Below are 16,471 nucleotides of genomic sequence, written 5' to 3'. Positions count from 1 at the left end.
TTCCTGGAGGGGAGAGGGGGAAAGTGAAGAAGTGCCAGGGACAGAGTGGAAAGAAAGATCCCCTCTCCCTTGAGGGAGAGGGTTAGGGGGAGGGGGAAATCGCAGAACCTACCGCTTACGCCCCCCCATAATGCTGCCCAGTACGCCGCGAATAATCTGGTTCGTTACCTGCCTGGCCGCACTCTTTGCCATCGTCTGCACCACGCCATCGCGCTTGCCGCCTCGTGGCCCGGTGCTGCCGAACAGAATATCCTTCAACCCGCCGAGAATTCCGTCATCCACCGCCACGCCCTGACCTTTGGCCGGTGGCGCGTCCTGCTGCTCTCCCGCGGCCTGCACGCCTTTTTGAAGGATCTCGTAGGCCGATTCCCGGTCAATCACTTCGTCATATTTGCCGTACAGCGGGGAGTGATTCAGCAGGCCGTTACGCTCGTCGTCCGTCACCGGACCCATGCGCGAACAAGGGGCGATCACCATCGCGCGCTCGACCACAGTCGGGCTGCCTTTGGCGTCGAGGAAGGAGATTAGCGCCTCGCCGGTGCCCAGTTCCTGAATAGCGTTTTCGGTATCGAAAGCCGGATTCGCCCGCATGGTTTGCGCCGCCGCTTTTACCGCCTTCTGATCTTTGGGCGTAAAGGCACGCAGGGCGTGCTGGACGCGGTTACCCAACTGGCCAAGCACTATGTCAGGCACATCGGCAGGGTTTTGCGTCACGAAGTACACGCCGACACCTTTGGAGCGGATGAGGCGGATCACCTGCTCGATTTTATCCAGCAGAACCTGCGGGGCATCGTTAAACAGCAGGTGCGCTTCGTCAAAGAAAAACACCAGTTTCGGCTTGTCGAGATCGCCCGCTTCCGGCAACTGCTCATAAAGCTCGGACAGCATCCACAGCAGGCTGGCGGCGTACAGCTTCGGCATCTGGTAGAGCTTTTCCGCCGACAGAATATTGATGATCCCTTTGCCGTTTGAATCGGTGCGCATCCAGTCTTTGATATCCAGCATCGGCTCGCCGAAGAAATACTCCGCGCCCTGCTGCTCAAGAGAAAGCAGCCCGCGCTGAATGGCCCCGACGGAAGCGCTGCTGATATTGCCGTACTGCGTCTGGAAGGCTTTGGCGTTATCACCGATGTACTGAGTCAGGGCGCGCAGGTCTTTAAAGTCCAGCAGCGGCAGGCCCTGGTCGTCCGAAATGCGGAAGATGATCTGCAGCACGCCGCTTTGCACATCATTCAGGTTCAGCAGCCGTGCCAGCAGCAAAGGCCCGAGATCGCAGACGGTGGCGCGAACAGGATGCCCTTTCTCGCCGAAGATATCCCACAGCACCACCGGATTGCCGTGCGGCGACCAGTCCGTCACGCCGATATTGGCAAGCCTGGCGAGGAGCTTCTCAGACTCGGCACCTTCTTCGGCCACGCCGGTTAAATCTCCCTTCACGTCGGCCATAAACACGGGCACGCCAATCTCTGAGAAGGACTCAGCCAGCTTCTGCAGCGTCACGGTTTTGCCCGTCCCGGTTGCGCCGGTGATCAACCCGTGGCGGTTCGCCATGTTGGGCAGAATATGCAGTTCAGTCTCTTTGGTTCTGGCAATCAGCAGTAGTTCAGTCATGAGCGTTTCCCTGTGGCAACATTTGTCTAAAGCATAGCCTTCCGCACGAATTGAGCATCAGGATCTTCCCATGTTTACCCCCTCGGCCCAGCGAAGGTCTATGCTTGGCAGATCTCTTACACAACCAGGGAAAGCTATGTCCAGATTCTTTTATAACGATCGCAAGCAGTTGGTTAACGATGCCATCGAAGGCGTCATTGTCAGTTCCCGCTACCGCAACCTTGTGCGGCTGGATATCGACCCGGCCATCCGAGTGGTGGCCCGCAGCGACTGGGACAAAAGCAAAGTGGCGATCATTTCCGGCGGCGGCTCCGGCCACGAACCCGCACATGTGGGCTTCGTCGGCAAAGGTATGCTTACCGCGGCGGTGTGCGGCGACCTGTTTGCCTCCCCGAGCGTGGATGCGGTGCTGAACGCCATTGTCGGCGTCACCGGGGATCGCGGCTGCCTGCTGATCGTCAAAAACTACACCGGCGACAGGCTGAACTTCGGCCTGGCCGCCGAGAAAGCAAAAAAGCACGGGCTGAAGGTCGAGATGGTGATCGTCGGCGACGATATTTCGCTGCCGGATAACAAACAGCCGCGCGGCATCGCTGGCACAGCGCTGGTGCACAAAATTGCGGGCTATGCCGCAGAGCAGGGCAAATCTCTCGGCGACGTGCGGGACATCGCGCAAAAGGCCTGCGACAGCATTGCCAGCATGGGCGTGGCGATGCAAACCTGTAACCTGCCGGGCAGCGATGATGCAGAAGGGCGCATTAAAGGCGGCCACGTCGAGCTTGGGTTGGGCATTCACGGAGAGCCGGGTGCCAGCACCGTGGATACCCAAAACAGCAAAGAAGTGATTGCCACGCTGGTGAAGCACCTGCGCAAAGCGACGGGCAAAGAGAGCGACCTGGCGGTGCTGATCAACAACCTCGGCGGCGTTTCCTCGCTAGAAATGGCGCTCCTGACCAAAGAGCTGATGCATTCGGATCTCGGTTCGCAGATTAAATATCTGATCGGCCCCGCGCCGCTGGTCAGCGCCCTGGACATGAAAGGCTTCTCGCTCTCCGCCATCAAGCTGAGCCCGGACTTTATTCAGGCGCTGGAATCTGACGTGGAAACCGCAGGCTGGCAGCCGATGGTGAAATACCACCCGATGCCGGAGCAGAAGCAGGCGGTTATCCGCGAAGACCACGCGGTAAAACCTTCCGCTAACGACGAGGTGAAAGCCCTGGTAGCAAGCGTGACCCAAACGCTGATCGCCCAGGAGAACCACCTTAACGTGCTGGACGCCAAAGTGGGCGACGGTGACACCGGCTCAACCTTTGCCGAAGGCGCGCGAGACATCGCCAACCTGAACGACAAAGGCAAGCTGCCGCTGAACGATACCGCCGCGCTGCTGGGCCTTGTAGGTGAACGACTGGCAACCGTGATGGGCGGTTCCAGCGGCGTGCTGATGTCGATCTTCTTCACCGCCGCCGGGCAAAAAGTCAGTGAGAAGCAGCCGCTGGCGGAGTCCCTGCTGTTTGGCCTGGCGCAGATGAAGCGCTACGGTGGCGCGGATCTGGGCGACAGAACGTTAATCGACGCCCTGCAGCCGGCGCTGGAAGCGCTGAGGGATAAAGATCTGAAAGCCGCCGCGAAGGCAGCAGAGAAGGGCGCGGCCGACACGGCGAAGATGCAAAAAGCCAACGCCGGGCGCTCGTCCTATGTGAACAGCGACAACCTCGATGGTGTGAAAGATCCGGGGGCGGTCGCCGTGGCTGAGGTATTTGCCGGGCTGGTTAAGTGACTAAAAAGGCTCCCGAGGGAGCCTTTTTTACATCAGAAATCCGCTTTCAACACCACGCGGTAGCGGGCTTTGCCGTCGCGTACGTGCTGGATGGCTTCGTTGATTTTCGACATCGGGTACAGCTCGATCTGCGGCTGCACCTTCGCCCGGCCCGCCAGCTTCATCAGCGAACGTAGCTCGTGCGGGGAGCCGGTTGCTGACCCGGAGATGCTGCGGTCCCCGGCAATCAGGGTGAAGGCCGGCACCTCGAACGGCTTCATGACTGCGCCAACCGTGTGGAAGTTGCCACCGTACGCCAGCGCCTTGAAGTACGGCATCCAGTCCAGGTCGACGTTGACGGTATTGATGATCAGATCAAACTGGCCCGCCAGCGCGGTTAACTCGGCCGGATCGCGGCTGTTAACCACTTTATCTGCACCCATCGCCAGCACTTCTTCTTTTTTGGACGGGTTAGAGCTGAACGCCGTCACCTCGCAGCCCATGGCATGCAGCAGTTTGATGGCTATGTGCCCGAGGCCACCGATGCCGATCACGCCCACGCGGCTGGTGGCGGTGATGTGGTGCATTAACAGCGGTTTAAACACTGTAATGCCGCCGCACAGCAGCGGCCCGGCGGACTCTATATCAATGGAGTCTGGCAGCGGGATTACCCATTGCCAGTCTGCTCGAATTTTGTCGGCGAAGCCGCCACGATTCACGATGGTCGGCACGCTGCCTTCCTGGCAGTTTATCTGGCTGCCGCTGATACACGCATCGCAGTGGCCGCAGCTTCTTGCCGTCCAGCCGATGCCGACGCGTTGGCCGACTTTGAGTCCTTTGTTCTGTGCCGCTGACCCCAGCGCGTGCACGCGGCCAATCACCTCATGCCCGGCAACCAGCGGATACTGCGAGAACCCCCATTCGTTGTCGATCATCGACAAATCCGAATGGCAGATGCCGCAATACTCGACCTTAACCTCGACATCCTCCGGCAGCAGATCGCCCGCGTCGAAATCCTGAAGCGCCAGCTCCGCACCGGCCTTTGGCGCGGCATAACTTTTGATAACAGACATCGCTCTTCCTCCATATTGGCTCTGCAATCAGTGTAGAACATTGGACGTAGGAGCGACCTGGTGGAATGTGCCCAGGAGGGTTAAAGCTTTACCCAGCCGCCGCCCTGTTCCGCCGAAGCGTAGAGCGCGGCGACGATCTGCTGCACGACATAACCCTGTTCAGCATCGGCTACCATGGCTACCTCGCCCTGAACGTGGCGGACAAAGCTTTCCATGGCGCGGAAATGGCGGCGATCGTCGGCGGTCTCCCGGCGCTGGAGCGTTTCCAGCTTTCCTCGCGGTCGTGGTAAATATGGGCCGGGAACAGCCTGGCACCGGCTCGATCGCCACAGAACTCAACGTTCATTTGCGAGGTTTCTTCCACGTTGAGAATAAAGGAAGTATCAAGCCGCAGAATGCCGCCGTTTTCAAACTCGACCACGCCGAACAGCGCGTCTTCAACCGTATAAAGCGACGGATCCCACTCGCCAAACAGGCCGCCACCAAAGCCAAAGAAGGATTAGTCGCATAGTAAGCCGCGTGCACGTTCTCAGCGATCTGCGCTGGCCCGATGATGGCGACTCGCATGGGGGCAGTGGGGTTGGGATTGGGCATGGGGCTTCGTTGTGTGGCCTCAGGCTGAAAGCAAATCACATCGCAAACGAGCGGGAATGTAAACCGTAGAGTTGTTCATGGATGGGGAAATGAGGAAAACGGCAGGTCGCTGAAAAATTCAGCACTTAACGCCACTTACGCACAGCGCCGCTTGCAAGGCCGCCAGCGACAGGTATAATCCACAACGTTTCCGCATACCCCTTCAGTGCCGAAGTGGCGAAATCGGTAGACGCAGTTGATTCAAAATCAACCGTAGAAATACGTGCCGGTTCGAGTCCGGCCTTCGGCACCATCGGAACATCAATAGACGTCAGCGGACGTCTTTTTTTGTGTCTGAAATCCAGTATCCGCAAGGCTTTCCTCGCTTTTCAGTCAACCGACGTCAATCTGAGTTACCCCACATCAACATGCTTGTGAGTATAGAACCGAGTATATATGCTGGTTCGATAATGCTTATATACTCACGGCAGCATATGGAAGGAATACCATCATGGCCCTGACTGATACCAAGGTGCGTTCTGCAAAACCTGAGGCAAAGGAATACTCGCTCGTCGATGGCGACGGCATGTTTTTGCTGATACACCCTAACGGCTCCAAATACTGGCGCTTTCGTTTCCGCTTTGGCGGTAAACAACACCTGATGGCTTTTGGTGTTTATCCCGAAACGTCACTGGCTGATGCTCGGCAAAAGAGGGAGGAGGCCAGGAGGCTTGTTGCTGCCGGTGTCGATCCTCGTGAACATAAGCGTGCAGTAAAAGAAGAACAGGCTAGAGAGGTCATCACTTTTGAATCTGTTGCCAGAGACTGGCACGCCAGCAATCAAAAGTGGTCTGAGTCGCATAGTAGTCGTGTTCTTAAGAGTCTGGAAGATAATCTCTTTGATGCGATTGGTAAGCGAAATATCGCTGAGCTAAAAACCAGAGATTTACTTATTCCTATCAAAGCCGTGGAGATGTCTGGACGTCTTGAGGTGGCAGCACGTCTACAACAACGAACAACAGCAATTATGCGATTTGCTGTGCAGAGCGGTTTAATCGATTACAACCCTGCACAAGAGATCGCTGGAGCGGTAGCTACAGCTAAGCGGCAACATCGCGCTGCGCTAGAACTTAATCGTATTCCTGAACTACTTCATCGTATCGACACATATACCGGCAGACCACTAACACGCTTAGCTGTGGAGCTGACGTTGTTGGTCTTCATTCGGTCTAGTGAACTGCGTTTTGCACGCTGGTCAGAAGTCAATTTTGAAACTGCTATGTGGACGATTCCGGGAGAGCGCGAGCCATTGGAAGGAGTGAAGCATTCACATCGAGGTTCGAAAATGCGGACCCCTCATCTTGTTCCTTTATCCCGGCAGGCTCTGACCATTCTGGAACGGATCAAAAGCATGAGTGGAAATCGTGAGCTGATCTTCGTTGGCGATCATGATCCACGTAAACCCATGAGTGAGAACACGGTGAACAAGGCGCTGCGGGTGATGGGCTACGATACGAAGGTTGAGGTTTGCGGGCATGGTTTCAGGACTATGGCATGTAGTTCATTAATTGAGTCGGGATTGTGGTCGAAGGATGCGGTAGAGCGGCAGATGAGCCACCAGGAGCGTAACTCTGTGCGAGCGGCCTACATTCATAAAGCCGAGCACTTGGGGGAGCGCAGGCTGATGGTGCAGTGGTGGGCTGATTATCTGGATTTGAATCGGGAGAAGGGGATTAGTCCGTTCGATTTTGGTAAAATACCAATCACTGTTCAGAAATAAAATAATTAATTATGATGGTAAAGTATAATTTCTCGAAATGTTCGAGAAATTATACTTATATTTTCATGCTTTAATAGTGTGTATAGTCGCGATCTTATCAACTACTATTTTATCTACAAACTCCAGTGTCTTTCGATACTCATCTTCACCAACATAGCTTAAGCTGAGCATGTCTGATTGTGCCCCTTGTATAACACCTTCTGAAAATCCGTGGCCAGCCTTGATTGCTGCATTATTAGTAATTAAATATCGGTCGTGAAAATATTTTGGTGGCGCAACTAAAATTTTAAAACTAGGAATGTAGGCAAATTTTGTTGAATATTCGCTATTAAAAACATCTTGAGGATTGTTGGTGTTAATACTTGTGATTAAAGTGATAGCAATTATATTATTTATTGTTTGTATTTCTTGGAATATTTTTTTTAAAACTTCATTTTTAGCTAGACGAAAATGTTGATCAATAATAATCAACTCATCACTTAAAAATAGCATTGGTTTTATAGTGGAGACTATTTCTTGGGCTGTTTTTGAAATAGGGTAGGTCGGCGATATTACCCAATTTTCGGGGGATTCATTAATTTGTTCATAACTAATATTATTGTCCCCAGCTTTGTTTGAAATAATCAAGCTGAATGCGTGCTTTTTATGTTGATGATTTATCCATGTTGACCATTTTTCAATATGTTCTGCTCCAATGTCTTTTCTGTAGGTAGGAAGTAGGAATATGTTACGTTTTTTTTCTCTTTGCAAATTATTTAGATAGTTAGTCACTGATTTCTTTTTAACTGGAGATATTTCAGATGCTTTGACTGCTTGAAAAGCCTCTTTAGCCCAATCTTTTGCTGAAGCTATTACATATCTGCCTTTTTCAAAGCCAAAGCTTTGTTTAAGTAAACCATAATATTCGTATTCCGCCATGCACTCTGGGTCAAAGGCTATTTCCTTATACATTAGAATAGCTCCTCATCTCTTTCATCAAAGAAACCATTTGGCCAATCTTCTTCAAAATCACCATCTTCAGTTATTGCTTGTTTTTTTGCTATAATACCTTCAGACGTAGATTGCAAATAAGTTATAGAGATATCTTCAGGTGTTACATGCTTTCCAGTTGGAGAAAATTTTTCTTCTTTCGTTTGCCTAATTCTTCTTAATATTCTGAGTATTATGTGTTCACTATGAGTTTCAACAATGAACATTGGATTAGTAGTTTTAGACTCATTTGATTGGGTAAATAAATCACCAATTACAACCTGGAAGGCAGGGTGTATGTGAAGTTCTGGTTGTTCTATTGCGATAAAGCCTTTAGTAACTGAATGCGCTGCTACTATAATAGGGAGAATTTGGCTAAGCCCAATGCCTACTTGGCTAGGATAAAGCTTCAGGTCGTTTTTTATATCCATAAAGAATATCTGCGGCTCAATACCTCTTTCAAAAAAGGCATTCTGATCTGGCTCATAGAAGCAGGAAGCTGAATCTTCTATTTCACCTAGCACATTTTTTCGAACAACCTCTTGAAGACTTCCAATTCTAATGATTTTATAACCTGTATTCAATTTATCTTGTTCACTAAACCAATAGTTAACTTTATCTATCAATTTATCATTTTTATTATCGTCGAATTTATATAAAATATCCCACGCAGCTGAACCATCGAACCAATTTTTTTGCTCGGGGTAAGGGTTCATTTTATAATAAGATTCTGGAACGACTCTTAATGGCCCTATAGCTATACTATCGTTAAGAAGAATTTTAAATTTATCTAATGGAGAAGTGAAAATTTGGGTTAATGCTCGAATAATAATATCACGACCAAGTATTTCATCAACGGAATTGGCAGATTCCAAGCCAAAGCCTACTTGGATTAATTCACCAATAATAGGTAGTCCACCTGCATATCCTTTGAAGAACACTGGTTTACTATTATTAAATTTTTCAGAGTTAAACTCTGTTATCTTCTCATTGGATTTTTTATATAAAAAATCAATTTCCATGCTTCCTATTAATTCATTATATTTTTCATGAAACTTATTCATGTATTCATTGTTTTTATCATATTCCGAGTCATCATCATCATTAATTAATGTATGGGAGAAGTTTATATCTGCTATAATTGAATGGTCAATATCTTCATTACAAAGCATCGACCCAAAGTATTCATCATTTATAGTTACTTTATACTTCCTTACATAAGCAGTCTGCTTGCTAAATGACCATGAAATGATAAAGTCTAGTCTTATTTTTTTTGCTTCAGCAGATATGTCATTAATTCTTAATATATCAAATCCACTTAGGTCTGCAAATTTTTCAATATATTCGCTGTACTCTTTCCCTATAGTTGTTCCGGGTGAAAATTCGACACCAATTCCGATTTCTTTATTGAGATCCCCACCATTTACTAATGACTTAAACCCGCCTATTTTCTTATCACCCATAGACTCAATTTGAATCGGATTACATTGTTCTTTATCTAAAATTTGTTGCAAGTAAAAAAGAGCCATTAAAATGGTCGTTTTACCAACACTGTTAGGCCCAAAGAGTAATGTAACAGGAGCAAACTCGATAGTTTGAGTTTCCTTAAAAGACCTGAAATTAGTTAAGACTAGCTTAGTTAGTTTCATGATATTGCCTTTAATTTCAATTGAAAAATTTATTTATGAGAGTGTTAAATAATTTCTCTAGCTCTTCTTTACTTTCAATATGAGTGTCTACTTTGCTCTTTACTGTTTTATATATTACTTCGTATTTATCCTGCAATTCTTTAGGTGGAATAAGGATTTTAATATTCTGCATTTCTTGAGCATTTATATTTGCCATTCCAACAATACTTTTGCTCATGTTTATTAAAGTACTCTTTCCGTGCAAAGAATTTAAGTATCCTGAAATATAATAATTATTCCCGATATCATTTGCCCTGACTCTAACTAGATATCCAGCATAAGCCATCTCAATATCATTTTCAAACACTGCGGTTTTACCTACTAGTTCTTTGCTATTTGTTCTGTTAAATAATAAGTCACCTTTCCGCACTAAAAATTTATCTTTAGATTTCTCATCTAAATCAATGTATTTCAAATCTTTAAAATCCCAACCTCCTTGATAGGTTATATTTCCCATCCTTAGTATAGGATATCTTCCGCTATGTTCTGATGCTTTGCCCGAGGAGCCATAGCTCACTGAGCTTACAAGATCTCGAATAGTACCAACAGGAAAGTTTTTAGGATTATTCTCAAGCTCGCCAAACATTTTCAAAAAGGTAGCACGTAGGAATGTATCAGCAATTGTGATAGATTCATCGCGTTTGGTAATAATTGAATTAACATGATCAAGAATAGTTGAGATGTGCTTCTGCTCACTGAGTGAAGGAAGGGGAATCCTCATTTCAGAAAAGCGACTTTTATTAACAATTGGAACAGTTGTTGATGGGGCAAAGTTTATCAATTCATTTTTTAGAAGCTTTAAAGCATAAAAACCATATTTATAATCAACTTTTTTCGGATCAAAAGTAACGGAGTTAATTTGTTGGTTTGTAACAACATCTTTATCCGCAATCGCTATTTTTCCTAATGAACCAATGCAGCATACAAGGATGCTATTTTTAGGTATTATTTTTGAGACTTTAACGCCTTTTTCGGAAAGGTACTGTTTAGGTTCTAACAGATAGTTAGAGTTGGTAAGTTCGACAGGTGTTATAAATGGCATAGTACCACCAAAAAGACTATTATCTGATTTTGATGGTGTTTTTCCTGTTACAATATCAGCAACAGTCTTTATTTCGACCATTGGCCATCTCATTATAACATCCCCTCCAAGTCATCTAAATCTGAAATAATTTCCTTCTCTAATTCTTTCAATCGCTTTAATATTAACTCAGGAGATTCATGAATTTCACTTTCATATACCACTTCTTTGTAGCGATTGATAGAAAGGTCATATTTCTGCTTGGCGATATCCGTTTTTGGAACAACGAATACACATTGTGTGCGGTCCAAGTAATCAGTGACGATATTAATCCCTTCTGGATATTGTTGTTTCAAAAGAGTATTAAATTTATCACCGATAAAATTATCTGTAGGTAGACTTTTACTCTGGCGATAATGCTTCCAGCTCGCAATAAGATGGGGTAGGTCATTATCTTTCACTGGATTACGTTTGTCATCTAGGCTGTAGCCATCGTGATGAAGATCGTAGAACCAGACATTATCAGTTACCCCACCTTTGGTGAATATCAGAATTGCAGTTGCCACTCCTGCATAAGGTTTAAAAACACCTGATGGTAGATTGATAACGGCTTCAAGCTGATTGTCTTCTACAAGAGTTTTGCGCAATGACTGGTGGGCTTTACTGGAACCGAACAGTACACCCTGAGGAACAATCGTTGCACTGCGGCCACCAACCTTCAGCATTTGCAGAATACGCGCTAAAAACAGAAGTTCGGTTTTTTTTGTTTTAACTGTTGCTAGCAGAGAAGGATCAATGTCTTCTTCGTCCAGAGAACCTGTGAACGGTGGGTTTGCCAGAATCAAGTTAAAAGCATTCTTACTGGCCTGTGGGAAGTTGTCGCTAAAGTTTTGGCTCATTGTATCCTGATAATGAATATCCGGCTGTTCTACGCCATGCATAATCAGGTTCATTGCTGCGATGCGCAGCATGGTGGTGTCAAAGTCATAACCATGGAACATGTTCTGATCCACATGAGCACGATAATCGGTTAGCAGGTCACCTGTGAATATTTTCTGTTCTTCCAGTTCACCTAGCTCATTCACACCTAATTCGCTATGAATCGACTCAAGGGAACTATATTTCTCCAGCAGATACTCATAGCTAGTAGCCAGAAAACCGCCAGTACCACAAGCAGGATCACAAATGGTCTCGTTACGAGCAGGATTAGGCTCCATCATCTCCACGACGGCGCGGATGATGTGGCGGGGTGTACGGAACTGACCATTAATGCCCGCGGTTGTGAGTTTGCTCAGTAGGTATTCATACAAATCACCTTTGGTATCTCCACGATCCAATGGCAAGTTTTTGATCATTTCGACTGCTTTGGTTAATAGTGACGGTTTCACTATTTCCAGACGGGCATCTTTCATAAAGTTGCCCAACAGTGAATCACTGCTGCCTAATGTCCGAAAATGCTGGAATACGCCGTCACGTACCACTTCCATCATTTCATCGGCGCCTAAATTGCTGTACTGGCTGAAACGAAACTCTTGTTGTTCAGGGGCAAAGCGTGGTTTGAAATCGATTTTTGTCAGTTGTTTACGCTTTTCGTCCTTCAGCTCAAGGCTGTCAAGCATACGGGAGTACATCAGATAGGTGATTTGTTCGATCACGGTCAGGGGATTGGTGATACCGCCAACCCAAAAATCTTCCCATAAGTTATCAATGCTACTTTTTAGTTCTCTTGTGATCATAATGCTTCTTTAATTCACGTTTATCGCTACCGATGGCAGCTTTGAAAAGAGAAAGCCCCGGGATGTACGAGGCTTGAATGGGAGCATTATAGCGCCGGTGACGGAATGACTACACCCAACTCTTCAACGATTTTTTGCAATGTTACGATCTGCTGCATATCCGGGAAGATTCCGGTGACCCCCTCACCATGTATCTGGGTAAATGGCTGTTCGAAGAGCTGTTTCATCTCGATAGTACCGTAATCACGGATATGGTTTTTGAGCATCTCCAGGAAACGAATCTGCTGGCTGTTAAGGTGATTTTCAGATGCAAACATAGCGAAGCGTTCGGTAACAGCTTGCCCATCCATACCGATAATCGTTCGCAACAGCTTATCCAGACTGGCAGTTGCTTGAGGAAAGAAGCTTTTCAGATCGCGAATATCGACGTTGGGGTTTTGAATTAGCACAAGTTTTGCCAATTCATCTAGCTCTTCAGGTGTCACTGGTTCACCATGGCGAATTTTCTTGAGCACGGGATTTTGCTGGAATAATGGTTCCAGTGCCCCTTGAACCTGTTGACGCCAAAGTCTGAAATCTATAGTTCGAACTTGTGTTTTCCTGATGCCGGTTTCTATCTGAGTTACATCCTCAGTAACATCTACCGTGAGCGTTCCAACTTGAGGTATGACTTCTTTTTCCATCAAATGCATGATGCCGCGTAAATGGATACGCATATCTTCGAAATCATCAAAACTAGCTTGTTTCCACCAAGAAAGTTCTCGCAAATTGTTTATGCGAGCACCTTGTTGTTGTACCTGCACTAAATGAGGTGGGAGCCTTTCTAGCTTTTCAACTACAGTAGGCCAGAGTACATCAAGCTCTTCTATGTTGGTGTAACGGGCTGTTTGTGCAGCTAGTATATCCATATCAAAACGCATAGCGTCGCTTTGGCCGCGTACATCTACCCATTGCATTAGTGGAGCAATAAAATCGATTAATATCTGTTGGGTCTGAGGGGCAAATTGTTGCAAGAGCCTTTCATCGCTACATTGTGCTTTTTGCTGCCATCTTTCTTGCACTGCAATGGATTTGTCATCCAGAGTATTAATTTGTACCAGTAGTTGTGCGGCTACTCGATTAACTGCTTGTTTATCAAACTTTCGTAATGCTGCCCGGCCTAGCTCAATCCATGCCTCAAAACGTTTCTGTGCTAAGGGCTTACTGGTTGTGACCTCGGCTTCCTCGGTATTTAGTTCGTGATACTCGAAGTTACCCCAGTGATCAAAGATACGGAATTTCTCTTTATCCAGCGATTTTCCATTCTCATTAACGCCATACAGACCTTTAGCTAAACGTGTTCCACGGCCAATCATTTGCCAGAACTTAACTTTCGATTTAACGGGTTTTGCAAAAACCAAGTTGACGATTTCTGGTACATCGATGCCGGTATCCAACATATCAACCGAAATTGCGATGATAAGCTCTTTGTTGGTACTTTCATCCAACCCTTTAAAATCTTCGATCAGCTGCTCCGACCTGGTTTCCTGATTATCAATAACCTGACAAAAGCGACCAGCAAACTGCGGGTACATTTCATCAAATAGATCTCTCAACAAGATGGCATGGTCGTGCCCTCTGGCGAATATAATTGATTTGCCGGGAAGCTGGCCGTCTTTATCTTTGATGCCATTTTCCATCAGATTACGTAAAATTAGCCGGTTAGTGTCTCGGTTAAAGATCCGATCATCGATGGCTTTGCTATCAAACTCTAGTGTATTGGGATCAATATTCTGTTCTTCTAGTTCACGTATCTGAGCATTGCTTAAGTTATCGCGCCTGATTCCCTCACGTAAAAACTGTGTAGTGTGGGTGACAACTTCATAGGGCACCAGATTGTTGTCTGCAATTGCATCTTCCAGACTGTAGTTCGCCGTAGGAATGCGCCCTTCACAGCCAAACAGCCCAAATGTTGTTTTGCTGACCATATCAATAGGGGTCGCTGTCAGACCTACCTGTAACGCATCAAAATATTTGAACAAATCACCGTATACGTTATAGATGGAACGGTGTGATTCATCAGCAATAATAAGATCGAAATAACCAACATCAAAGCGATCCATGATGTTCATCATCCCTGGATAGGTCGCTATATAGACACGGGCATTAAGCATATCTTTCGTTGGAGATACGCCAACGACATACATAGGGTCACTGATGTATTGTTTAAACGCGTTCCCTGCCTGCTTACGTAGTTCTCTACGGTCACAAAGGAACAACACACGCTTCACCCAGCGGGCATCAATCATTAGTTTGCTTAATGCGATAGCAACTCGAGTTTTTCCCGTGCCAGTAGCTTGTACAATGAGCGACTGACGATATTTCTGTGTAAAACGTTCACTCACCCTCGCCAGGGTCTCTTGTTGATACAAGCGGCCAGCGACAAGCTCACCTTTACTGTCTCTGGCGTGAGGAACTTCATTCAGTGGTAAGCGGGTTTCGCGTTGTTGAATCAGATATTGCAGGCTTTCTTTACTGTAGAAACCGAATACTTTGCGTGGCGGGTAGCCCTGAGTTTTATGGTCATCCCACAGATAAATATCGTAACCATTGGTGTAAAAAATAACAGGACGTTGGCTGTATTCTTTCTCCAGCCAATCAGCATATAGTCTGGCTTGTGTCCGACCTTTATCTGGACTGACTTTAGTTTTTTTTGCTTCAACTACGGCAATCGGTTTGTGGCTATCATCCCACAGTACATAGTCTGCAAATCCGTTGCCTGATGTCGTTGGTTGTTCTTTAACAGGATGCTCCTGAGATACCTGTTCAGTATTGGCAGCGTCGGGAGCTACATCCCAGCCTGCAGCAATGAGGCGTGAGTCAATCAGGTGGCGGCGAGTTTCAGCTTCATCAAGTGATAGAATGTCAGCAACTTGCTGGTTACGATCTTTTACTTCATGCAGGCGTTGTTCAAGTATTTCTGTTTTTTCCTGCTCTTTTTGCAATGCGCGCTGAAGCGCAATTTCCCGCTCGCGAGCACTATCAAGATCTTTGATCGCCGTATCTAAACGTTTTTGCTGTTCTGTAAGATTAACTGAAGTATTTAGAGCATCAGACAATGGAGGTAGAGCAAAAGGTTGGCAGTCATCAACATTCCCCTGAGCGTAACGAACGTAAAGCCATAGCCCTAATAGAAATGCTTCTTTTAACAACCAGTATGCATCCTTAGCTTTAATGGTGCTGCCATGAGCTGCGCGATTGCCATGAATGCGCAGGGCGTCCATTTTCATTAAAATTGCTTCAGGCATGATGCTAGTAAATACAGAAGCATTCATCAGATCATACAAGCTAGCTTTGAAGCCTTCAGGAAGTCGTTCCTGTCGGTAGATCCAGCGGACAATTTGCTCATCATAGTTACGTAGCTTTACTAAGCAACTTTCTGGATCCGAATGGACGTACTGTTCTGCTGCGGTCGCAAGGCTTGCTAAATCAGGCCACTGACTGCGTAGCATTTCAAAATTGCGAGACTGTTCCATTAAATCGTTGCCTTATGAAATGGATACAACTAGATATCAGTTGATTTTATCACAGGTTTGTAGGTGATTTGTGTGAGCTGCAGAAAAGGTTTAGCAGTAAATTTATGCTTATAGTTTAGAAAGTTAGCTTCAACCAAAGGCATGTGATGAGGATTAAGGGGGGAAGCAGGGCAATTGTGAAAGTATAATCATCTTTGGGAGAAGGAGCGTATCAAGGTAATTGCGACAGATGGCAGTTGTGTATGCTGCTGGCTTGCATAATGGCTCGAGACAACAAAAACTAAAAGGGTTATTATGCATTCAACACAGTAGCAGCTTGTTTCATGAAGGAATATTAATGTGAGTAGCGAATCAACAAAGATTGGATTTAGTGGATGGCGCCTTCTTTTATCGTTTGTTATATTTATATCATGACCTATACACTTTTTACAATAAAATACCTCTTTTTGTCATGGGCTGGTGATTATGGTTTTTTGGACAATTTAATTCATCCATCGGACAGTTTTGTTGCTAATGAGGAAATAAAGCTCGCGATCTTTACTATAATCGGTGCTTTATTTGGTGGAGCTACATTAGGCATAACCTCTTTACATAAATATTCTGCTGTAACGAAAACATTGGATTGAATCGCCACTGATAGTCTAGACACTTCCGAGCCGTTGATAATAGTGGTTTTCATATTCTGCTGGTGACATCTGATCGCTGGAACCATGCCGACGCTTACTGTTGTAAAACATTTCGATGTAATC

10 protein-coding genes, 1 tRNA gene and 1 pseudogene are annotated in these 16,471 nt (G+C 46.4%); 3 read left to right on the top strand and 9 right to left on the bottom strand.

Annotated elements, in window-relative coordinates; all coding sequences use genetic code 11:
* Positions 1–108 precede the first annotated feature (108 nt).
* A complete protein-coding gene (locus tag WFK85_RS16585; protein WP_336708975.1) occupies positions 109–1,611 on the bottom strand; it encodes a helicase HerA-like C-terminal domain-containing protein in 1,503 nt (500 codons plus the stop codon).
* Positions 1,612–1,747: 136 nt separating this feature from the next.
* On the opposite strand from WFK85_RS16585, the gene WFK85_RS16580 reads away from it, so the two are divergent.
* A complete protein-coding gene (locus WFK85_RS16580) occupies positions 1,748–3,388 on the top strand; it encodes a dihydroxyacetone kinase subunit DhaK (protein ID WP_336708976.1) in 1,641 nt (546 codons plus the stop codon).
* Between the two features lie 32 nt (positions 3,389–3,420).
* Here the strand turns inward: WFK85_RS16580 and ahr are convergent, their stop codons facing one another.
* Both ahr and WFK85_RS16570 read right to left on the bottom strand, forming a co-directional pair.
* On the bottom strand, positions 3,421–4,440 hold the full coding sequence (gene ahr, locus WFK85_RS16575; protein WP_336708977.1) for an NADPH-dependent aldehyde reductase Ahr: 1,020 nt from the start codon (positions 4,438–4,440) through the stop codon (positions 3,421–3,423).
* Between the two features lie 80 nt (positions 4,441–4,520).
* Positions 4,521–4,918 (bottom strand): annotated as a pseudogene (locus tag WFK85_RS16570) (Gfo/Idh/MocA family oxidoreductase); the annotation flags it as partial.
* A gap of 323 nt (positions 4,919–5,241) precedes the next feature.
* Between WFK85_RS16570 and WFK85_RS16565 the strand changes: the two are divergent.
* Together WFK85_RS16565 and WFK85_RS16560 are read left to right on the top strand one after the other, a co-directional pair.
* A tRNA-Leu gene (locus WFK85_RS16565) sits at positions 5,242–5,326 on the top strand.
* Between the two features lie 198 nt (positions 5,327–5,524).
* Positions 5,525–6,793, top strand: a complete 1,269-nt coding sequence (locus tag WFK85_RS16560; RefSeq protein WP_336708978.1) for a tyrosine-type recombinase/integrase — start codon at positions 5,525–5,527, stop codon at positions 6,791–6,793.
* A 63-nt stretch (positions 6,794–6,856) separates the two neighbouring features.
* Here WFK85_RS16560 and WFK85_RS16555 read toward each other — a convergent pair whose 3' ends face one another.
* The 6 genes from WFK85_RS16555 to WFK85_RS16530 all read right to left on the bottom strand — a co-directional run.
* A complete protein-coding gene (locus tag WFK85_RS16555) occupies positions 6,857–7,744 on the bottom strand; it encodes a hypothetical protein (RefSeq protein ID WP_336708979.1) in 888 nt (295 codons plus the stop codon).
* A complete protein-coding gene (locus WFK85_RS16550) occupies positions 7,744–9,411 on the bottom strand; it encodes a DUF3696 domain-containing protein (protein WP_336708980.1) in 1,668 nt (555 codons plus the stop codon). The genes WFK85_RS16555 and WFK85_RS16550 overlap by 1 nt, the downstream gene beginning before the upstream one ends.
* A gap of 16 nt (positions 9,412–9,427) precedes the next feature.
* Complete coding sequence (locus WFK85_RS16545; protein ID WP_336804205.1) at positions 9,428–10,573, bottom strand: restriction endonuclease subunit S; 1,146 nt, start codon at positions 10,571–10,573, stop codon at positions 9,428–9,430.
* A gap of 11 nt (positions 10,574–10,584) precedes the next feature.
* Positions 10,585–12,207 (bottom strand): type I restriction-modification system subunit M, encoded by a 1,623-nt coding sequence (locus WFK85_RS16540; RefSeq protein ID WP_336708982.1) that lies wholly within the window; start codon positions 12,205–12,207, stop codon positions 10,585–10,587.
* A gap of 86 nt (positions 12,208–12,293) precedes the next feature.
* Positions 12,294–15,722 carry a DEAD/DEAH box helicase family protein gene (locus WFK85_RS16535; protein WP_336708983.1) on the bottom strand — a complete coding sequence of 1,143 codons (3,429 nt, stop codon included), beginning with the start codon at positions 15,720–15,722 and terminating at the stop codon, positions 12,294–12,296.
* 641 nt (positions 15,723–16,363) lie between these two features.
* Positions 16,364–16,471: IS3 family transposase (locus WFK85_RS16530; RefSeq protein ID WP_336710377.1), on the bottom strand; the 108-nt coding region annotated here is incomplete at its 5' end.

The sequence above is a fragment of the Cedecea sp. VD22 genome, from assembly GCF_037150195.1.
Taxonomy (GTDB): domain Bacteria; phylum Pseudomonadota; class Gammaproteobacteria; order Enterobacterales; family Enterobacteriaceae; genus Cedecea.
Note: the sequence above shows the minus strand (reverse complement) of the source record. Positions and strands in the feature narration are given on the sequence as shown.